Consider the following 23,130-nt stretch of genomic DNA (forward strand, 5'->3'; position numbering starts at 1 on the left):
AATTATTTAATGAGAAGCATTTTCATCGTTCTGGTAAATGTTGAAGTTTTGAGAGTATAGAAATAAATTCCGCTGCTTAATTTCGACCCAATAAAATCAACTTCGTAGCTGCCAGCATTCATTTCTTTATTTACAAGAACGGCTACCTCTTCTCCTAAAGCGTTAAATACTTTAAGTGTGACGAAGTCGCTGTTTGGTATTGTAAATCTAATACGTGTAGTCGGATTGAAAGGATTGGGGTAATTTTGCTCGAGAGTAAAATTATTTGGAACAGAGGATTGAATTTCACGAATATCTGTCGGCAGACCTTCTGGCCAACTTTCTACCTGATCTGATTTATCTTCTTGATCTGTCCAGTTATCGAGAGGAGCAGTATACGGTTGGACGAACTGACGCGAGCCGGTCATAGCACAATAACGAACACGGTATGCATTTTTACCATATCCGGCTGTTTCCTGTTTGAAAGTGCCATCGCTAGCTCTCTGGAAAGCATATCTATACTCGAATGCATTGATACCGGGTCCAGAAACAGTCAATGTACCTTCATATATTTTATCGCCATCGGGGTCAGTCAATTCAAAATAGGTTTGTTCATCGCTATCTTCCCAACCCATCAATTTACTAAACAGAGGTTGTTCACTTATCCAGTATACTTTATCTCCTGGTTGCATAGGTTCGCCTGTTTTATCTGGGTCCATAGCATCGGCCATATTCACGCGAAAAGTAACTGAAATTTGTTGACCTTCAGGAATAACGAACTGTGGAAATACATCGTCATAGTAAACCATGTCGAGCACCTGATCGTTGGAACCTTCGAAAATTGCTTCTCTATTTCCCCCACCCATCGAAAGTGGTCTTTCCCAGCCATCAACCCAAATTTCGCCTGCTGTATCTGCTAAAGAAACATAATATTTGAATTGAAGTACTGAATTTACTTCGTATTTTTCAAATGGTACCTGCAAGAACCAATTGCTCGGGAAAAGTGGGTCCTGATTCATATGCGAACGTGCAGGGTCACTATCACTCCATCCGTTGAATCCTCCCCTTACCTGCAATTGATCGACAGCCGGATCATAAACTCCAAGTTCTTCCAGTACACTCATATCAACATTAAAAGTAATGTTGCCATCTGCAAGTTGTACATTTGGATTTACATCATTGAAATATCTTTCAATAACGTTTTCTCCATCTTGCACAAAGTAAGTTCTGTTCGGATCTCCTTCCCACGTTGTACCGCCGCTTTTATTAGTATAGAGGAATTTGTAGTTGATTGTTTGTCCTGAATTGATTTCGACGGTTTTTGAATAAACCGAGTCATTGTCGTCATCAGTTAACTCATCTTGAGAAGTACTCCAATTGTTGAAGCTACCGGCGACAAATACTTTACCCGTGCCGGGTATGAGTTCGCCTTGTTTAATTGGAAGTCTCATATCGGCTTTAAAGGTTACCTGGGCGGGATTTCCAGATGGCATTGGGATATCATCATAGTAGACAACGTCGAGTACAAGGTCAGAAGCAACATTATCTACAACACGATTACTAATTGATTCCCAACCGCCATTTGTAGCATTAGCTCCATTGTGAAAGAATTTGTATTCGAGCTTACCAGCGGGTACTTGAGCAGTTACCTCGTAAATTTTGTCCCCGTCGGCATCTGCCATAGGTGTTTCTCCCCAAGAATTGAAACTACCTCTTACTGATACCTGATTCGAGGCGGGGTCGAATTTACCTTTGGCAATCTCCACGCTCATATCAACTTTGAAAGTTACATTATAATTCTGAGCCTTAAGAGATGCAAAGGCAAACAGCAATATGAAAAATGGAATTAGTTTTTTCATGATACCTCCATGTTACATTAAATGAATTAATAATTTAGTTTGGTTAAAAACCAATAGTTACTCCAAAGCTGTGGATATTATCGAGATATTGATATTTTTGATACGAGTAATCAACCATAATTCTCAAAACTCCGAATTGATAGTTGATACCTGTACCCAATGTTAATCCCTCCTGATTATCTTTCAGGAAGAGTCCTTTATATCCACCTCTCAGGCAAAAAAGATTATTGAAAAGCGATAGTTCTCCCCCAATATTTACCCATTGATTATTGTCGTTCGGGTGTATTGCATCTACAGAAAAAACAAATTTTTGATCATTGAGAAATTGGAATTCTTTTGATATTCCGATTTGCAATCTTAATGGCAATTCGAATTCTTCAGTTTTATAATAAGCATCGAGTGTTTCGTTATTGCCTGCTCGTTGCGGGTCGGAGTCGTGCCGAATAAGAAGATCTTCTCCCTCCATTTTCATTTTAGAACCGTAATTTGTTATGCTGCTGGCAAATCGGATTCCATAAAAAGGTGTATTGAAAATCGTACCAATGTCAAAGCCGATGCCTTCTGCAGTTGAATTAAATATATTTTCTCTTATATACTTCACATTGACGCCAATCGAAAAATCCTGTGTTATAAATCGACCGTATGAAATACCAAATGCATAACTGCCGGCACTGAATGTTTCACCGGTACCTTCGGGGTAATACTCAGTAGTTACTTCCATATCGCCTATAGTTAGAGCAGTAACATTGAAACCAAAAGAACCGTAGTCTCCTGCTGGAATAACCACTCCGAAGTAATTAACGTTTAAATCGGCAAACATTTTTGTATAAGTAAAAGTAGCCTGAATTTCCTTCATATAAGAAATTCCAGCTGGATTCCAATACATACTTGTAACGTCGTTAGCAACCGAGCTGTACGCTGAACCCATTGCATTTGCTCTGGGTCCAATTCCTATACTAAGGAATTTAGCCGCTGTTGTACCTGTTTTGGTAACCTTCTGAGCTTGCAGTGGATAAACGCTTAATATGCAGAAGATTAAAACAGTCAATAGATATTTTATATTCACGTTTTTACTCCTTAAAATTTTCATCTCGCTTACTCCCAGTTATTTAATTATGGCGAATTTACCGGTTTTACTTCCGATTCCTGGCGCATCGACATGATAGATATAAACGCCATACGAAACCGAGAGATTATCTTTAGTTAACAAATTCCATTCAGCTGAACCATCGTTATATGGGCTTTCATGTTCGATCACATCTACCAGTTCACCATTTACTGTAAAAATTCGGATTGTACATTTACTGGGTAAGTGTGTAAAATGAATGGAACGAGGACCTCTACCACTGGAGTACGGATTTTTTGGCTCCCACAACGCTGTTGCTACATACGGATTCGGAACCACTTTAATATTGTCGAGTTCCGCTTTTGCTTTTTCCGTATCGATGTATCCCTTCCTTGCCACGAATCTAAATTTATCGCTCGAAAGGAATGGCTTTTTCAATTTAATAGTAATAATGTCACCTGCTTGAGGCAATCGTGTGCCATTTGTCGGATTTGGAGTATCCAGCAGATAGAACCACCAAGTATAAACTGGAATATTGTTTTTATCAGGTTCTACAAAAATAATCCTGTCACGCTTTGCTCCGTTGGTAGACAACTTACCATCGTTTCCATCTACTTCTACAAAGATAAAATCGATATATTCATTTCTACTTAAATTGAACACTTTGAAATTGACAGGTTTGGCAGGAAAAACATTATTGCCGAGTTTTCCTTCTATCGATGTTCCGAATCCCAGCTCACCAAATTCAATTCTGTAGTCATTGGGTCTTTCTTCGCCTTTGAGACCTGTAGGCCATACGAATTTTTCAAATTGATAATTCACAATTGTCGAGTCGCTCCATTTTGATTCAGAGCGGTTTAATTCAACTCTGCTTTCATTCTTAAACTTCAGTCTGAAACCATCTACTATCGGCTGTTCATAAATCTCGCTTATTTGCGTGGATTTGTTGATTACTAATTTGTTTTCTGTAGAATCTATCAGAGAATAATTTTTTGTTGTCAACGTATCGGGCTGTCCAGGACGTTGTGCTGTCTTAATTGTATCTTCGAATACGATATGATAGACGTGGCCTTCTTTGATTTTATTTATATCAACTATTTCATAAGATATCGTACCTGATGTTGAACCTTCTACTCGTGTAATTGTACCAAGCGTGGGTTCAATATAACCAGCTGCAGGAGCTTCTGGAGTAACTCTTACAACGTTAGAACCAAGTTTAACACTTCCATCCTGTTGTAACGAAACACGTATTGGAGATTCAGAAGGTATAATTTGTCCTTCAGGATAACCGAAGTCATAAGCTACCAGAGCATAATAATATGTAAAGCCATTTTGAACTGTTGTGTCTACGAACGAATGTTTAATTCCAGAATCGGTACCTAAGAAATACTTTACTCCGTCTATGCCAACAGGATCGAATCCCTGAATACCGTCTACCAGGTCGAATTGTGCAATTGGGGTTTTAAATTGTCTGTTTCCATAACCGTTAGTTATATTTTCCGCATCCTGAAAAGCGGGATCCGAAGACCTGTAGAGTTTATAGCCTTCAAAATCGTGACCGTTGCCACCAATTGCATCTATATATTGATCAAAAGAGGATTCTGCTACGTCGTCCCAATAAAGAGTAACTTTATTATCACCCGGAATTGCAGTTAGAGTTGGAATTAGAGGTGCGTTTGCAAAGCGGTAATCGTTATTATAGGTTTCCTGAGCGCGTACTCTTTTACGTAAAATCTCCTGTTTTCTGAATTGCCCGTTGGGATCTGGAACAGGGCCATTGGCCAGCAAAACAACCAATGATATAGGTTCTGTTTGTCCAGCTTTCAAGGGGAAAAGACTTGAAGACACAAATAAGTCATATTCACCTGCTACGACTTCCTGAGGGTCATAGAACTTACCTGGAATCATAAAGTCGAACCACATTTGAGCATCGCTGTTGATATTCAAACCACCTGCAGGTACATAATCGGCATTAGTTATACCGATCTGATCTGTTTCGCTTACGTCTGTAACGTCAACATTTGGTTCTCCAGGCAATCCTAAACGTGCACCAGAAGTTGGATGCGAATCATTTTCGCCTGGGTCACCCGATTGAGCAACTCCATCTAAACCCACATCGTCTCTCATCGGATCCCAATCGTAATCATTATCAATACCATCATTTCGAGCCTCATCTATTAATACATCGATGCCATCATCAATCCCTTCGTCAATTGATCCGTCGTTGTTATTATCCACTCCATCAGCATATTTCATTCCTAAAGTCGAAGCTACCACATTATAGAGAATGATTTTATCATTAACTCTGTATCTGAAGTAAGGAGCATCTTGAGCAGCGGCGTTGATCATTTGTTGTGTAATTACAGGACTGCCTCCTTCGCCGTCGTTATCGTTATCGATTCCATCTTTAAATGGGAATCCTAGTTTATCTTGTGTTACCATAATTAAATGGATCTGTCCTTTCTGGAATTCATCCAGCGGTGGCCAAATATTCCATTTAACCCCAGAAACCTGGTTAATCATTTCTTGTGTGACAGTTGGACTATTGGCTTCCACTTTAAATCGTGGATGTTTGGTTACATATTCCGGATCTACGGGTTGAGCTATACGGTCAGCATAAGTAACGCCGCGTTGAACTCCGAAAGGAATGTGAGTTTGATTTTCGTCGATAAGACCGTTTCCGTTGTCGTCAACGAGATTATCAGGAGTTTCACCCTCGAGCATCTCAGCAGAAATAAAATTGTTTAATTCAGGGCTATCGCCGTCATTGTCTATTCGATCGGTGGCATTACCAGGAGTTTCGAGGAATGAAACAGCTACAATTCCGACAGGATCGGAACCGAATGTAGGCGCTTTGTGGTCGTTATCTCTCGACCATGCAATATCTTCGAGCAAGTCGAACTCGGAAATATCATCCTGAGAATCACCGTCTCCGCCTACGAAATCGGCATACCATACCGTCACGCCAACTTTATTGATATCCCTTGTGCCATCATTTTTGATGTAATGCAATAAATAGAGAGCGTCTTCGACAAGTACTTGTGACCAGGCAAGTGCACGAACATCAAGGAGAATGCCGAGACCTTTACGTGTCATGTCAGTAGTGTCGGGGAAATAGTTCACATAGCGGTCATATTTATCGTCAGAGGCTCTGTAGAACATTTCCTGGTCAGCGTTAAATACATTCTTACCAAAATATCCATTCCATGAACCTGGCCAGCCGGGGTCAACTTCATCGTTCATTTTATCCGGCCAGAAAGCGGGCCAAGTTTCTTCATCCACACTCGTTGCAATTTCATTTTTCTTTTCGTTGAAATATCCTGGTACAGGCTCGAAATTCCATGTTTTCCCTTCCGGAGATTGACGGAAATTAAAGACGTCTATAATCCTCTGTCTTTCGCCTGCATTATCGATAACTTCACCACCGACAAATACTCCCTGCATAGCCAGATATACTTGACCGGTATTTTTAGGCCATTCGTATGGAGTTTGAACAGAGATGGGATACTGTCCACCTTCTCTTCCAGTCATTCCGAAATTAAATACCGTAGTCCTGATACGGTTTCCTTCCATCTGTCCTTTAGTTCTTTTGGTCGGGTCGCCTCTTTCTTTACCCGGAGTATATTGTGCATAAATATTAACAGTCATCATCATGGAAACAATTATGCATAAAATTTTGATGCTCTTGTTCATATCAGTTCTCCTGCTTTCCATTAAAATGATAATTCTAAACCAAATTGAATTAAACGCGGCTCACCGTAGTTAGTGGGATACCGCAAATATTCTTCTACCGAATTAGGACGTTTAGGATCGTCGCCCACATTTCTTCCTTCTGTCGTATAATCGGGTTTACCGGTATCGCCGAAAACGTTAACTACCACACGTGTATCGAATAAATTAAATACATTCAAAAACGATGTAAGGGAGATACCGGCGATATCAAATGTTTTGTGTAGTCTAAGGTCAAAAACATGTTGCGTAGGTCTACGCCTGCTATTTCTTTGCAACCCAGAAGTTATTCCCCTGTCTGCGATATACTGTGTAATAGAAGGAGTATATGGCAATCCAGTGCCGTATCTGGCAATAAGAGATGCGCCCCAATCATTGTCTCCCACAAAGAAAGAGAGGTTAACAAGATGTCTCTGATCCCAGTCGAGCGGAATTAAATACAATGTCGGTTCGTTATTGCCAAGTTGTGCATAAAATTCATCTTCTGGGTTGGAATTGCTACCTTCGGCTACCTGATAAGTATAATTAAGGTCGATAGCATAATGATTGCTGAAACGTTTATTAAGATTTAATGTAATCCCTTTCACATTAGAATAATCTTTATTTATATAGGTAGAATAACTAACAAGATTTCGAGTGATTATAAGTGGACCTGCAGTAATCCAATTTCTTATGTCGCGATAAAATGTAGTTACATCTACAGTATAATCCTCGAAAAATTGTTGCCTGAGTCCGATTTCGTACATAACAGTGCTCTGTGGCTTGAGGTCTGGATTGCCGTACGGTCCATAAGCGCTTCCAGTATTGGGCACGTAATACGGCCCGCGATTGTAGAGATACTGGAACGTGGGCACCTGTAAAAATTGTCCGTATGAAAAATGTAATACTCCTTTGTCACTAATTGGATATGCAATACCGAAGCGAGGACCAATAGCCCATTTCGGTGTTGCATTTTTATAAAAATATGGTTCTCTTTCTTCGATGCTCAAAGCTGCAAGTTCTTCTCTTAACGGTAAATAAATGTTTGGATCTGTTGGGTCTACCAATACTTTGGCATTCGAATTAAAATAATCGAGACGAACACCGATGTTAATAATCACACTTTCATACTCGATTTTATCCTGAATATATGCAGAAAATTCATACGGTGTATTCGAATATTTTGTTCTATTCGGTGTATTCTCTGCAGGTATTGAAGGTACAAAAGGTTCTACAGGCACACCATTTACTCTCAAGGGCTCCAAATTATAATCGTCCACGTCAATTTTATGCCAGCGTCCTTCAACCCCAAATTTTACAAGATGTTTATCCGTAATCTGGCTTGTAAAATCGAATTTACCGATAAGTGAATTTGTACTTCTGAAGAATCTGTGAAGATTTGTGCCTTTTGATGCAAAGGCATAGCTTACTGTAATTAAAGAATCGGGATGCAAATATCTTGAGTCAAGAGGATCTTCGTAGAGCCATTCGTTAAATTCCTTAAAAAAATTGGAAACTTTAACAGTATAATAAGTCCTGCTCGAAAGTGTATGAGTAAGAGTAAATGTTGCATTATAGCTATCCGAAAATTTATTAACGTCGCCATCAGGATTTAATTTAAAGAAATGATTATAATCTCTAAAATCCTCAGTAGAATAGAGCAATTCGGCATTCATTTTAATTGCAGAAGTTGCCCATAAACTAAGATTCAACTGGCCTAAAAAACGTTTATTCCAGTTCATTGGGACCAGCTCGCCGTCGCCAGTTGTACCGTCTGGATTAAATTTTCTTATACCATAAAGATAACCGTCGTCATAGACGTATCTTGCATTTGAAAAGAAAGTAAGTTTATTATTAGTAAATGGTATGGGACCACTCAAACTGCCCTGGAAATTATAATTTGCAACTGGATTAAATTTGTCGATCCCAGTAAAATATTTAGTAAAATTCGAAAGATAATCGCTGGTGTAGACTTTAACATTGGCATCGTATTTTGAACTGCCTTCTTTTGTTACAACGTTAATAATTCCAGAAAGAGCCTGTCCGTATTCTGCATTGAAGGTACCGCTTATAACTTGCAATTCCTGGACGCTACTGTTGTCAATTTCAATACCACGGCTGTTGTCGAAAGCATCGGTAACCGAGATACCGTTAACCCAGTAAGCAATTTCAGAAGATCGCCCGCCACGAATATGAAATTCGCCCCCTGCTCCTTTTGTGACACCTGCTTGAAGTTGCAATACGTCGTTTAATTCAGTCACAGGTAAATTGCTTATCTCCTCGGAAGTAACTTTAGCCTGACTGGAAGTAATGTCTTTCTGGATGCCATAAACATCTGCACTAACTACAATATCTCCAAGTGTAACAGCAGATTCTTCCATTTCTACATTCTGTACAGTTGTAAGATCAATCGATATTTTTACATCGTTTACAATTACGGTTTGATAACCAACGAACTGATATTTAACAGTATATTTCCCCGGCGGTATATTAAGAATAATGTAATTTCCATCAATATCAGTTGCCCCGCCGATTGTTGTGCCTTCCAGAATAATATTAACAAGCGGAAGTGGTTCCCCCGTCTTTTTATCGGTTACTTTTCCGACCAGTTTACCGGTCGTTCCTCCTTGAACAACCTGCACAATAGATATTATCATTACTATTACAATCGATAATACTTTTTTCATATTATGACTCCTCTAATATTTCAATTTCACTCAATAATTTTTCATTTATTTTGATATCTATATTTTTCTTTTTCCCGTTTATGTATTGTTCCATTATCATTTTTGACTTTTCTTTTTTGAGCAATCTTTCCGCACTATCTTTTACCTGTTCATAAGGTATCAATCCACCTTCTTTCTTGCCCAAAAGTTTAACTATTGCGTATCCATTTCCAGTTTTGACCGGTCCTATCAGCTCACCTGGTTCGGCGTTTAATAAGTTGTCTTTAAGAATTCCAAAATTAGAAGCAGCTGTAAAATCGACCACTCCTTCATTTACCGCAGTGGACTTTCGCACTGAATATTCTTTTGCCAGTTTGCCAAAATTGTCGTTATTGTCGAGCCATTTACGAATAGTATCTGCCAATTCTTTATTTTCTACTACTATTTCTTGAACTTTTAGCAAAGGCTCTTTTTTGAAATATTGTGGATTCTCCAGATAAAAACGATAAATAGCACTATCTGCAAATTTATACGCGTTATGAATCTCTTCACGTTTATATTTCAGGAAGAGATTTTTATGATATTTCTCGATAACCTTCTCTACTTCTAACTCTTTATCATAGCCTCTTTCAGCGGCAGTACTTAATAATATTCCTTGTAAAATAATTCCTTTTATAACTGTTTCAAGGGAGTGTGTATCTGTAATTTTAGTTCGATGATAACTTGGTATGGCATTAATTTCGTTGTATAGTTCTGCTACTGAATATGCTTTACCGTTGTATTCTGCACAAACATCTGCCGCATCATTATTAAATTGTTCTTTATTGTCTGCCTTTAATAGTAAGTAGTAAAGTTTATTAATTCCTGCCTGGTTGAATTTGATTTTATCGAAATTAATCATGTTGTTCATATAATTTAACTCGGCATCGCGTTTTTTACGTAAACGTACTACCTGCATCATGTGTGATTTCTTTTTTTGAAATTCCCATTCGGTAATTATTGGCAATGTAACTTTGTCTTCGAGTTTAATAATACTATATCCATATTTTGTCTTCACTGGTGTAGAAATTTCACCAATTTTCATTTTGTATGCAGCATCTTCAAATGCGGGGTCCATATCGCCCCAACTAAAGTATCCCAGATATCCACCGTTATTAGCAAGTAAACTATCCGTAAAAATAGTTTTAGCAAGAGAATCAAAATCAGCGCCGTTACGAAGAAGCTCATATAAACTATCTGCTTCTTCTTTTGTAAAAGCAAAGAGATGTCTCGCAGCTACTTTTTGATTTGTCTTTAAGAATGCGTCTCGCAATTCTTCTTCAGTAGCGGTTATTTTTGCATAAATTTCACGGTCTTTCAAGTAAGCTAATATAGTCTGCTTTCTTGCCCATTCGAGCTCTTTATTGTATTCTGGATTATTAAAAATTGCACTGTTGTCATCATAATAATAAAGTAGAATTTCATTGATCATATTGTTCAAAATTGCTTTACGCGTAGTAATATTGTCTTTAATGCCGGAAGCCAATAAATATTCTTCATAACGCGAAACAAAATCATTTACATTAATAATTTTTTCGCCTACTACTGCCAATGCTGAATCTTTATGTTGAGCAGTAGCCAGCTTGAATGTTACAAGTAAAGAGACAATCAAAATTAAATACTGTTTACTATTCATAATTTCTACTTTAATATCATTATCTGATAACCATTTAATGAAATTTTTCCGCTGCAATTTATTGCCTTTCCCGTAATCAGGTCGGTCTTTGTATTCGTCTGGTTAATTTCAATTTCCTTTTGCTCGTTATCGATATTAGCAACTACAATAATTTCTTCTTCGCCTAAAATTCTTTTGTATGCCAGTATATTTTTCTCAGCTAATTTGTCATTGAATTCGAGAGTACCAATTGCTAAAACTTTATTGTCCTTTCTAATTGCCGCCATTTTTTTATACCAATCAAAAAGCGATTGGTCAAAAAAGACTGAATCTGCAGGTCGGGCTTTTCCAGATGGATGCGATTTCTCGACTTCATAATTTAATTCCTTCCAGATCATCGGCTTACGACAGTCGGGGTCATCGCCACCCCACATTCCAGCTTCGTCGCCGTAGTAAATGTGAGGCGCACCTGGAAGCGTAAATTGCAATGCAACTGCAAGTTTTTGTTTTTCTCTTTCGATTTCATTTGGTTTCCTTACATCGAAGTCGGGATTTTGTCCAGGATTGCCCGATTGGTCATACATATTATCGGGATTAACAATCAAGGAAGCCAGCCGTTCGGTATCATGACTTCCCATTAAATTCATCATTGCATAAAAATTAATACCGTATTGTTTCATCATAGTATTAACAGTGTCGATGAAACCATCTACACCAGTAAAAAACTTTTTCGAAAAAATGAGGTCTTTAACCGCGCGCGTAAATCTGTAATTCATTACTGCATCGAACTGAGTTTGTAACCATGGAGCAGCATTAAACATTTCATTATTGTTCCAGTTCTTCCACCATACTTCACCGACCAGATAAGCTTCGGGATTAATTTCCCTGACCCATTTTCTGAATTTAATCCAGAACGTATGATTAACCATTTCTGCTACATCGAGTCGCCAGCCGTCAATACCGTCTTCGGGATTGCCGTCATTGTTTGGATCCATCCATCTCTTTATTATATAATGAATATGTTCCGCAGGCTCTTCAACTATTCCGTTTTCGTCTTCTCTAATTTCAGGTAAATCTTTAACCCCGTACCAGCCTTCATAATCAAATTCGTCTTCAGGTGTTGTGGGATCGTCCCATTTTTTAATTGTATACCAGTTCTTAAAACGGGAATTCTGTTGATTCTTTATTATCTCCTGAAAAGCCCAAAAATTTCTGCCTGTATGATTGAATACTCCATCGATAATTATTTTAATCTCTCTTTTGTGAGCTTCTTTTATCAATTCGAGGAAAAGTTTGTCTGCCGAAGTCCATTGCCAGGAAGAAGGATCTTCTGGATTTTCTTTTTCCCAAACTAGTCGATCGCCTTCAGGATCTGGCCCGAAATTATTATCGATATGGTGGTACATCGAAGCATCGTATTTATGCAACGACGGCGATTCAAAAACAGGGTTGAGATAAATTGCCGTTATCCCAAGTTCTTTTAAATAATCGAGTTTATCAATAATTCCTTTAATATCGCCTCCGTATCTTCTTAAGCCTGCATTTCTGTAAAAGTCGAAACCCGTACTTTCTTCCCATGGTTGGAGTTTATACCAGTCAGAAGTCCAAGGATGAGTTTGCCAGCCTTTTGGTGTAAAATATGGCCAGGCGCCTTCCATGTCTTCTGGCTTTGGATCGTTCGATTTATCCCCGTTATTGAAACGTTCAGGAAAAATTTGATACCAAATTGCTTCTTTTGCCCACTGCGGTGGCTCATCGAATCTTACTTGTCCGAAAATAAACGCAGTCGAAAAGATGATTAAAATCGTTGTAACAAATTTCATATCATTATCCTAATACTTTAATTCAATTGTAATGTTATCCGACACCGGTAGCTGTATGCTTAATTGGTTATTTTCAAAATGGAAATCATCTGTTTTATTGCCGTTGACTGTTAAAGTGCGCGGCTTTTCGACACCTACAAAAAGGAACTCGTATTTTTTGACGCTGCTTTTGTAACCCTTGTGTTCCTTTGTCGCTTTAAGGGATATCTGCTTGCCATTGGTATTAAGAATGAACTTCGTAAGAGAATATTGACCGTTTTTATATTCATAAGAAATGCCATCGTCTTCGTAGAATTGATATTCCGAATTTGCAGTCGGGAATACAAGAAAGCGGAGCGAGTCGATCTCTTTTTCGCCAACGTAGTTAACTACTTCCTGCATTGGAATAATTCCGCCAGCTTTAACAAAAAGTAAAATTTCATCGAGTGGCACTTCTTTAATTATCCACCTGCCGCCGTCGACCACACTGTTGTTTGTCCAATCGTACCACTTTCCTTCGGGTAGATAAAGTTTTTTGAATTTATCGTAAGATATTAAGACGGGAGCTACCAGCAGATTTTCGCCCACCATGAATTGGTATTGAGCCTCGCGACTGTATGAATTTTCATCTTCTGGATAGTTTACAAACATGGCTCTCATAATGGGCAAACCCGTCATCGATGAGTTATAAAATTCATTATATAAGAATGGAAGTAGACGGTATCTCATTTCGATCGCTTTGCGCACGTCTTTTTCAACAAACTCGCTGAAATTATACGGCTCGCGTTGACGGGTATCTACAGCAGAATGACCCCGGAAAAACGGTGTAAAAGCTCCTAATTGATACCATCTTCTGTAAAGATTATCCGAAGGTTCTCCGATAAAACCGCCTACGTCGGAACCAATGAACGGTACACCACTGAGTCCCATACCAAGCGACATTGTACAAGCAAGTATTAGATGTTCGTCGTTGGCAACATTATCACCCGTCCAGACTGCTGCATATCTTTGGATACCAGCATAACCAGCGCGTGTTAAAACAAAATGTCTTCTGTCTGAATATCTTTTTAATCCTTCGGCAGTAGCTCGTGCCATCGACAATGCGTAAACATTATGAATTTTTTTATGTGTGGCTTTATATCCATTATCGTCAAAGAGAACGATATCCGGGAAATTTTGTCCCCATACAGCAGGCTCGTTCATATCGTTCCAGAAACCTTCAACTCCCTGTTTAAGAAAAAGCGATAGTTTGTCGCCCCACCATTCTCGTGTTTCTTTTTTAGTGAAATCCGGGAAATACGCCCAGCTTGGCCATACTTCTCCCTGATAATATTCTCCGTCCGGATATTTTGCAAAGAGGTCCTTTTCAACACCCTCTTTTGCAACAAAATAGTTCGAGTCGACTTTAACTCCTGGATCGATAATCGGTACAACTTTATATCCCATTTCTTTCAAATCCGAAAGCATTTTTTCAGGCTGCGGAAATCGCTCCTTGTTCCAAGTAAATACCCGGTATCCGTCCATATAATGGATGTCAAGATAGAGGACATCACACGGAATATTACTGTCACGGAAAGCTTTCGCAACTCTACGTACCGACGATTCGGGATAATAGCTGTATCTGCTTTGTTGATATCCGAGAGCCCATTTTGGTGGCAATTCCATTCTACCGGTTAATTTAGTATAATCGGAAATAACTCTCTTGATGTCAGGTCCGTATATGAAATAATAATCCATTTCACCTTTCTCTGCTCCGAACCAGTAAAACCGGTTATTGCTTGCCCCAAAATTAAAATGGGATTTGTACGGATTATCAAAGAAGATGCCGTAGGCTTTGTAATCTTTAATCCCGATGAAAAAAGGGATTGACTGATATAATTCGTCCTTGCGTGTATCGTATGCAGGAAAGTCGCTATTCCAGAGAGTATATTGCTTGCCATTCTTTAATAGTCCGTCCGATTTTTCGCCGAGTCCATAAAATCTTTCATTCGTGTTTAATTCTTTGAAACATCTTATGTCGTCGCCGTCGAAAGCAACGCCGAAACTTTTATGATCTGCATTAACAAGATTATTGTCTTTATCGTAGATTGATACACGGCAGGGATTTTTAGAAATCTTTATCTTTAATTCCGATGTGGTAATAACAAATTCATCGCCTGAGTCGTTAAAATCGAAATTGGTTCTTTCTGGCATTTCATAAACAATGGCATAGGAGGGTGCAGCATCGAATTCATTTCTTTGTGTATATCTAAATCTAATTATATTTCGATCCAGAACGTAAAGGTTGAATTTCGCATTATCCAGCACGAACTCAACACGATTGTTTAGCACATTATATTCTTTAACTTTTCCTACAAATTCGAATTCCGCAATAATTTCAACAGATTGAATAACTACCAAAAAAAGGATGACAGCAAATTTTTTCATTATATCTCCTGTTTATTCAACTGAAAAAAAACCAGATGCCGATCGTTAGAAAAAGAATGACACCTGCGAATAAAATTGTTTGTTTATCGTAAACGCTGCCCGAAGAAGTAAATTGAAGAATCGGATTTGCATGCCGGGATTTCAAAATTGCATTGAATAAGAACATCACCGACAAAGTGAACACAAAGAGCAATATTGCAAAATGGAGATAATTGATATTAATCAGGAACAAGAGAATTTCGTTCGTCACATAACCACCTCTGTTCATCGATTCGATTGCAAATCGAAACAAGCCGACAAGTTCACCTGTAGTCAATGCGAGGAAAATCGATTTAAAGTTGATATTTTTCACAAAAAGTGCAGCAATAAATACAGCAGTTATCGGTGCGCTTACATAAGCCTGCGTGCTCTGAAGAAATAGATAAATCTGGTTATTAACTATTTTTATAAATGGCAGAAGTACCAGTGTTAAAACTACCACAATAATAGTGGCCATTCTTCCCACAAGAACGAGAGTCCTTTCCGATGCATCCGGATGTGTCGATTTATAGAAGTCGATAGTATAAACAGCAGCTATGCTGTTAAATGCAGCCGACAAAGACGACATCATTGCACCAAAAAATCCAGCTATTATAAGTCCTTTTATTCCCGCAGGTATAATGTCGCTCACAAGGAGCGACGTGTAAGCATAATTTCCTTTCAATTCAGGATAGAGTACCACAGCAGTCATCCCCGGAATTACAAATAAGAAGATCGGCAAGATTTTAAGTAATCCTGCAAAGAGAGTACCCTTTCGTGCATCTTCAACTCTTCTTGCAGCGAGTATACGTTGTACAATGTAATTATCCGTGCACCAGTACCAGAAAGCAATAATAGGAGCTCCGAATAGAATGCCCGTCCAGGGGAATTCAGGGTCGTCCATCGGTTTGAACATCTGAAAATAGTCAGCTGGCAACTTTTGAAACAATTGCTCGACGCCACCGATTTCCTTCAATCCGATAAACGCAAAAATTGCGGATGTAATGAGGAATAAAATTCCTTGAAAAATTTGGGTTCTTATAACAGCCGAAAAACCTCCTATCAAAGTATAAATTCCGCTTGCCAGAATTATAATTATGGCAGAGGAAAACAAACTCCATCCCAGAACTGCATTAAAAAGGATTCCACCGGCAAAAAGTGTTACAAGAATTTTCGTAAAAATGTGCGAGAATATCGTTAGTCCTGCAAACAGTTTTCTATTTTTTTCTCCGTAAACAATTCCAAAAAATTGAGGTGAGGTAAGGACTTCTGACTTTTTATATAAAGGAGCCAGCATCCATCCCAGCAAAACCAGCAGGAAAATGGCAATCAATTCATATTGCCCCACAGCCAATCCTCTTTGCGAACCCGACTCAGCCAGTCCAATTAAATGTTCGCTCGAAATATTTGTAACAAACAACGAGAAACCAACTATTACCCAGTTTAAGCTACGGCCCGCCAGGAAATAATCGTCGACACCCTTATCTTTGAATTTTGAATAGAGACCAATAACAATAACTATTAGCAGATAGCCAATAATTATTATACCGTCATATATATTTATCACACCATTCATAGGGCATAACATCATTCAAATTAAATACCAATTTCAGTATGGGTTAAAACGCAATAGAAGCATCTTTTAAAACAGGGACGATCTGTCAATTATCATATTTATAATCAAGCGTTATTATAATAATAAGTCGATGGGATACTTTTTCCTGAATTGAACTTTTTGTTTTAGTCGATAATTGTTTTTGTTATAAACTCGTTTTTTGAAAAAATTTCTTTTAACTTAGTGTTCAAATTTCAATGAAAAACGGATGAGGTTTTAAAATGTTTGACGAGAACTACAAATTCACCGCAGTCGACCGCTTTTTGAAATACGTTAAAATCGAAACTACATCAAACGAAGAATCGACCACATTTCCGAGCGATAAGAAACAACTCGAACTTTCAAAGCTCTTGGTTGAAGAATTGAAAGATATTGGTATGCAAGACGTTGAAATGGACGAGTACGGTTATGTAATGGCTACTCTCCCTTCCAATATCGACAAAGACATACCGGTAATCGGATTTATTGCGCATGTCGATACTTCTCCAGCAGTAAGTGGAAAAGATGTTAAACCGGTGATTCATAAAAATTATCAGGGTGGAGATATTATTTTGCCAGGCGACACTACGAAAGTAATTAAAGCCGAAGAAAATCCAGAGTTGAAGAACATGATAGGCTTCGACATTATAACAAGCGATGGCGCAACACTTCTGGGTGCCGACGACAAAGCCGGCATTGCCGAAATAATAGATGCAATGAATTACTTAATTGAGCACCCAGAAATTAAACACGGCAAAATTAGGGTATGTTTTACTCCCGACGAAGAAGTGGGGCGAGGTACAGAAAAATTCGACGTTAAAAAATTCGGTGCAAATTACGCTTACACAATCGACGGCTCGACTCGTGGCGAAGTTGAAACCGAGACATTCAGCGCCGACGCTGTAGTTGTTAAATTCCACGGCAAAAATGTGCACCCCGGCTACGCAAAAAACAAAATGATAAATGCAATTAAAATTGCAGCCAATTTCATCGATATGCTGCCGAAAACATATCTCTCACCCGAGACCACTGAAAAACGGGAAGGCTACGTACACCCGACTTCCGTAACAGGCAATGAAACTGAAACAGTAGTAAAATTTATTATTCGCGATTTTGAAGCAGAGAAATTAGAAGAATATGAATCCCTCCTCAAAGAACTGGCAGAAAAAGCTGTTGCCAATTTTCCAGGTTCTTCATACGATTTTGAAGTAATTGAACAATACCGGAACATGAAATACATTTTGGACCAGCATCCACAGGTTGAAGCATACGCAATTGAAGCTTTGAATCGACTCGGCATAAAACCGATTAAATCTGCCATCAGAGGCGGTACAGACGGTGCACGCCTGAGTTATATGGGACTTCCTACTCCAAATCTTTTTGCTGGCGGACATAATTTTCACGCATATACAGAATATGTTGCCGTTCAGGATATTGAAGCCGCTGTCAAAATGATCGTTACACTTGCACAAATATGGGCAGAAAAATCGTAATTTTTGCTTGAACTGCCGCTGTCCGAACTCAGCGGCATTATTTTATAAATTACTACACACTTATGAAACAACTTAAGCGTGCAACTGACATAACTCTCGGGATAAATATTTTCCTGTTTCTAATCAAAGCAATTGTGGGAATATTGTCGAATTCAATTGCTGTAATTTCAGAAGCACTTAATTCATTTACAGATATTCTTGTTTCAATTGGAATTAAAATTGCAGTCAAAATTTCAAAAGACAAACCGGATTCAAAGCATCAATTTGGTCACAACGCCGCACAGCCAATTGCTGCTTTTATACTGGCGGTTTTCGCTTTTGTAGTAGGAATTAATATTGTCGAAGAATCGATCAAAAGATTGATAAAACCTCACCCGATCAACCCGATTCCAGAAGTTTATATAGTTCTTCTTGTCACAATTATTACAAAAATCATATTGAGCAGATATCAGATAAGTATCTGTAAAAAATACAAAAGTCCTGCAATCAAAGCAGCCTCGATAGACAGTATTAACGACGTACTTGCATCTTCAATTGCTTTAGTCGGATTTTGGGGCAGCGTTTACAATCTCGAATATTTTGATGGAATTGCAGGCATAATGGTTGCCATGTTCATTTTCAAATCCGGTTATGAAGTAGGCCGGGAAAATATCGATTACTTGATGGGGCGTTCGGCTCCCGCAGAATTTGACTCTCAACTGAGAAATATCACAATGCAAATTCATGGTGTCAAAGGGATAAACGAACTCCGTTCCCACTTCGTGGGCGATAAATATCACATCGAAATCCACATCGAGGTAGACAAGGATATTCCCACATCAATTTCTCACGACATCGGTAATAAAGTACGCCAGAGTCTCGAAGAGCTCGATGAAATTCAAAAGGTATTCGTTCATGTCGACCCCATATAAGTTGAATTTTTGTCGATAATTTTTGTTATTATTTGTGTCAATATTATGAAGTGTGAAAATTGAAAAAACTAACCTTATTGGAAGTACTAAATTCAAGCTGCGAGAAATACAGCAACAACACTGCCGTATCATACATCGATCAGCCTCCAATTACGTATCAAAAATTCAAAGAAAAAGTCGAAAATATTTCTGCGTATCTCAAATCAAACGGCATTATTGCAGGCGACAAGGTGGCCATATTGAGCGAGAATCAGCCTAACTGGGCTGTTACTTATTTTGCTATTACAACAATGGGCGCAATTGCCGTTCCGGTTATGACTGAATTCACCGCTTCGGAAGTACAACATGTACTCAGGCATTCAGAATCGAAAGCAATTTTTGTTTCGTCCAAACAGTTTTCTAAGATAGAAGATTTCGACAGTAATAATTTAACTCTCCGAATTTTAATTGACGATTTTTCGATAATACCGGCTAATACGAAAAGCGATCTACTCAAAGAAATATTGAAAAGCGGTAAAAGGGAATTTTCAAAAATTAAAGAAGCAGCTTTGAAATTCATTGGTTTATTATCTGACGAAGTGGAAGAGGAAAATCCCGCACTGATACTTTATACTTCGGGCACCACCGGCCATTCCAAAGGAGTTGTACTGACGCATAAAAATATTGTTTCAAATGCACTCGACACTTTATCGATCGTAGAAGTTACTTCGACAGACAGGCTGCTCTCAATTCTCCCCTTATTCCATACAATTGAATCGACATTGGGATTGGTAACGCCCTTCATCGCTGGAGCATCGATAACATATTTATCGAAACCACCAACAGCAGCAGTTCTGCTTCCTGCTCTTCAAAAAGTAAAACCGACTGTTATACTCGCCGTCCCTTTAATTATCGAAAAAATTTATAAGTTGAGAGTATTGCCCGAAATAAACAGAAAGATGATTACGAGGAAATTGTACGGCATATCATATTTCAGAAAAAAGATTAATTCAATTGCAGGTAAAAAATTGATGCAAACATTCGGTGGAAATTTGAAGATGTTATGTCTTGGTGGAGCGGCTCTTGCTGCAGACGTCGAGTTGTTCCTAAAAGAATCGCGGTTCCCTTATGCCGTAGGTTATGGCTTAACCGAAACTTCACCACTTGTAACCGGTACAAAACCGGAACTTGTTAAATTCAGGTCGGCTGGCAAAGCTCTTCCGAACGTAAGTATCAAAATTGACAATCCTGACCCGACAACAGGAGAAGGCGAAGTGCTGATCAAAGGCCCGAATGTGATGAAAGGTTATTTCAAAGATTTAGAAAAAACAAAAGAAGTGTTTACGGAAGATGGATGGTTCAGAAGTGGCGACCTCGGATTTATCGACGAGGAAGGTTATCTCTTTATTAAAGGTCGTTCTAAAAATGTAATTATCGGTCCAAACGGAAAAAACATTTATCCCGAAGAAATCGAATCACTAATAAACGAATCGACTTATGTGCTGGAATCGCTTGTTGTCGAAAATAATGGTCAATTGATAGCGCGTGTCTTTCTTAACTACGACGTTATCGATAAAGAAACTAAAGACATGGACGACTCTCAATCGCGACAATTCATTCAGAAATTATTGAATGACATTTTAACAAACGTTAATTTGCGCGTTAATAAATTTTCACAATTAAATAAAATTATAGAGCAACTGGAACCATTTGAAAAAACACCTACTCAAAAAATCAAAAGATATCTCTACACATAATAGAAACTATTTTAATTTGTCAATGTATTAATACCAAATAATTCGGACTATTCAATGAAAAAATTAACTCTGTTACTCAGTTTTATATTGCTTGTCGGCTCTGTCAACGCACAAAATTTAGAAGAAGTAATTAAGAAAAACCATTCAATCGATTCATCGAGAGTAATTCTTCCGGAAGAAACAAATGCAAGAGTCGCTCAGGTAATAACAAGAATTCTCAGCCGTTACCACTTTCGCAAAGAGCCACTTTCAGATACTCTTTCATCCCTCATATTCGACCAGTACATAAAAAATCTGGACAATTCTAAACTCTATTTTCTAAAAAAAGAGATAAATCAATTTGAGAAATATCGTCACGAATTCGACAACTATCTTGAGACAGGCGATCTGACAGTTCCATTTGAAATATTCAATCTCTATAAAAAAAGATTAGGTGAACGCGTAAAATACGTTGAAAAAATTCTCCAGCACGAATTCGATTTCACTGAAGATGAATACTTTCAACCCGATAGAGATAGCGCTGAGTGGGCTGAAACAGAAGAAGAATTAGACGAGTTATGGAGACTTCGTTTAAAAAACGACGCATTGAATTTAATCCTATCGGGTAAAAACTGGGAGGGTGCAGTTGATGTTTTGTTGAAGCGTTACCGGAACTATCACAAAATCATTCTTCAATACGAATCCGAAGACGTGTTTTCCGTCTTCATGAATTCAGTAACTCAGGTTTACGATCCGCATTCAGATTACTTATCGCCTTCGGCTTCTGATAATTTCGATATCAGTATGAAGCTTTCGCTCGAAGGAATTGGCGCTACTCTTCGCCAGGATTATGATTATACAGTAGTAGTTAGCATTGTGCCTGGTGGTCCTGCAGATAAAAGCGGTCAACTGCATGCTGAGGATAAAATAATCGGAGTGGCTCAGGGCGAAGATGGTGAAATGGTCGATGTTGTTGGCTGGCGCCTCGATGATGTAATTAAATTAATACGCGGTAAGAAAGGTACACTGGTGCGTCTATCGATTCTTAAGGCTGAAGACGGAAGCAATGCGCAACCCACAGAAATTAAAATTGTGCGCGACGAAGTTAAACTCGAAGAGCAGGCTGCCAAAAGTGAAATTATTAACATCGAAGAAGATGGATCGAATTTCAAACTGGGCGTTATTAAACTTCCATCATTTTATAGCGACTTCGAAGCACAACAGAAAGGATTGCAAGATTACCGAAGTACTACACGCGACGTTAAAAAAATACTCGATGAATTTAAGAAAGAAAAAGTAGACGGTGTAATTCTCGATTTAAGAAATAACGGTGGTGGTTCCCTTCAGGAAGCAATTAATCTTACGGGTTTATTTATAAAAGCTGGTCCAGTGGTTCAGGTAAAAAATATTATGAACATAGTCGAGGTAAACAGCGATCGCGATTCGGCAATTTATTACGATGGTCCTCTGGCAGTACTTGTCAATCGATTCAGCGCATCGGCTTCCGAGATTCTATCGGGTGCAATTCAGGACTACGGGCGCGGGCTTGTAATAGGAGAAAATACTTTCGGCAAGGGCACCGTTCAAAACTTGCTCGACTTGAACAGCCAAATTCCGATTAAAGACAAAAAACTGGGCAAACTGAAATTAACAATTGCCAAGTTTTATCGCATTACAGGCAATTCTACTCAAAACAAAGGTGTCGAACCTGATATCAATTTCCCATCTCTATACGAATCAAAAGAATTCGGCGAAAGCGCTTACGACAGAGCGTTACCGTACGACACAATCAATCCCCTGCCATACGACCCGTACGATAATTTGACGAGTTTAATTCCGCTTCTGGAAGAAAAACACGAAAAGCGTGCACAAAATGACCCGGAATATCAATTCCTCCTCGATGATATAAGGGAATTCAAAAAGAAAAGAGAAAAGAAACTTTTTACTTTGAATCTTGAAGAAAGAAAAGCTGAAAAAGAAAAAGCCGACGCCGAGAAAAAAAGAAGGGACGAAGAGAAAGCAAAATTACTTGGCATCGATATTAAAGAAAAGGACGAAACTTCTTCAAAAGACTCATGGATTAAAGACTACGAATTGAAAGAAACCGGCAGAATTTTAGCAGACTTTATATTAACCAAAGTAGGTTAACATGTGCGCTTTCCCGATACTAATTCTAATCTATTGACTAATATCGGGAGAGCGCTTTATCATATCAATTTAATTCATTTCTATTGCACA

Annotated in this window: 12 protein-coding genes; 4 read left to right on the plus strand and 8 right to left on the minus strand. The window is 38.5% G+C overall.

Annotated features, from left to right (window positions below):
* Positions 1–2 precede the first annotated feature (2 nt).
* From ACSSV9_RS02060 to ACSSV9_RS02095, 8 genes are read right to left on the minus strand one after another with little or no spacing between them, the layout of a single operon-like run.
* Positions 3–1,838, minus strand: a complete 1,836-nt coding sequence (locus ACSSV9_RS02060) for a carbohydrate-binding module family 20 domain-containing protein (RefSeq protein ID WP_437345549.1) — start codon at positions 1,836–1,838, stop codon at positions 3–5.
* 43 nt (positions 1,839–1,881) lie between these two features.
* Positions 1,882–2,928, minus strand: coding sequence for a PorV/PorQ family protein (locus ACSSV9_RS02065; protein ID WP_437345550.1), 1,047 nt, complete (start codon positions 2,926–2,928; stop codon positions 1,882–1,884).
* Positions 2,929–2,943: 15 nt separating this feature from the next.
* Positions 2,944–6,597: a hypothetical protein gene (locus tag ACSSV9_RS02070; RefSeq protein WP_437345551.1), complete on the minus strand. Its 3,654-nt coding sequence runs from the start codon at positions 6,595–6,597 to the stop codon at positions 2,944–2,946.
* A 20-nt stretch (positions 6,598–6,617) separates the two neighbouring features.
* Positions 6,618–9,299, minus strand: coding sequence for a TonB-dependent receptor (locus tag ACSSV9_RS02075; protein WP_437345552.1), 2,682 nt, complete (start codon positions 9,297–9,299; stop codon positions 6,618–6,620).
* Between the two features lies 1 nt (position 9,300).
* Complete coding sequence (locus ACSSV9_RS02080) at positions 9,301–10,953, minus strand: peptidylprolyl isomerase (protein WP_437345553.1); 1,653 nt, start codon at positions 10,951–10,953, stop codon at positions 9,301–9,303.
* A 5-nt stretch (positions 10,954–10,958) separates the two neighbouring features.
* Complete coding sequence (locus tag ACSSV9_RS02085) at positions 10,959–12,755, minus strand: glycoside hydrolase family 13 protein (RefSeq protein WP_437345554.1); 1,797 nt, start codon at positions 12,753–12,755, stop codon at positions 10,959–10,961.
* Between the two features lie 9 nt (positions 12,756–12,764).
* Positions 12,765–15,161 carry a glycoside hydrolase family 31 protein gene (locus ACSSV9_RS02090; protein WP_437345555.1) on the minus strand — a complete coding sequence of 799 codons (2,397 nt, stop codon included), beginning with the start codon at positions 15,159–15,161 and terminating at the stop codon, positions 12,765–12,767.
* 16 nt (positions 15,162–15,177) lie between these two features.
* Positions 15,178–16,755 (minus strand): sodium:solute symporter family transporter, encoded by a 1,578-nt coding sequence (locus tag ACSSV9_RS02095; RefSeq protein WP_437345556.1) that lies wholly within the window; start codon positions 16,753–16,755, stop codon positions 15,178–15,180.
* 260 nt (positions 16,756–17,015) lie between these two features.
* Between ACSSV9_RS02095 and pepT the strand changes: the two genes are divergently transcribed.
* The 4 genes from pepT (at position 17,016) to ACSSV9_RS02115 (ending at position 23,040) form a co-directional block, all read left to right on the plus strand.
* Positions 17,016–18,266 (plus strand): peptidase T, encoded by a 1,251-nt coding sequence (gene pepT, locus ACSSV9_RS02100; protein ID WP_437345557.1) that lies wholly within the window; start codon positions 17,016–17,018, stop codon positions 18,264–18,266.
* 62 nt (positions 18,267–18,328) lie between these two features.
* Complete coding sequence (locus ACSSV9_RS02105; protein ID WP_437345558.1) at positions 18,329–19,177, plus strand: cation diffusion facilitator family transporter; 849 nt, start codon at positions 18,329–18,331, stop codon at positions 19,175–19,177.
* Positions 19,178–19,236: 59 nt separating this feature from the next.
* The gene (locus tag ACSSV9_RS02110; RefSeq protein WP_437345559.1) at positions 19,237–20,913 is read left to right on the plus strand and encodes an AMP-binding protein; all 1,677 of its coding nucleotides are present in this window, start codon (positions 19,237–19,239) and stop codon (positions 20,911–20,913) included.
* A gap of 54 nt (positions 20,914–20,967) precedes the next feature.
* The gene (locus tag ACSSV9_RS02115; protein WP_437345560.1) at positions 20,968–23,040 is read left to right on the plus strand and encodes a carboxy terminal-processing peptidase; all 2,073 of its coding nucleotides are present in this window, start codon (positions 20,968–20,970) and stop codon (positions 23,038–23,040) included.
* Positions 23,041–23,130 lie beyond the last annotated feature (90 nt).

It is taken from the genome of Melioribacter sulfuriphilus (genome assembly GCF_051488685.1).
Lineage (GTDB): Bacteria > Bacteroidota > Ignavibacteria > Ignavibacteriales > Melioribacteraceae > Melioribacter.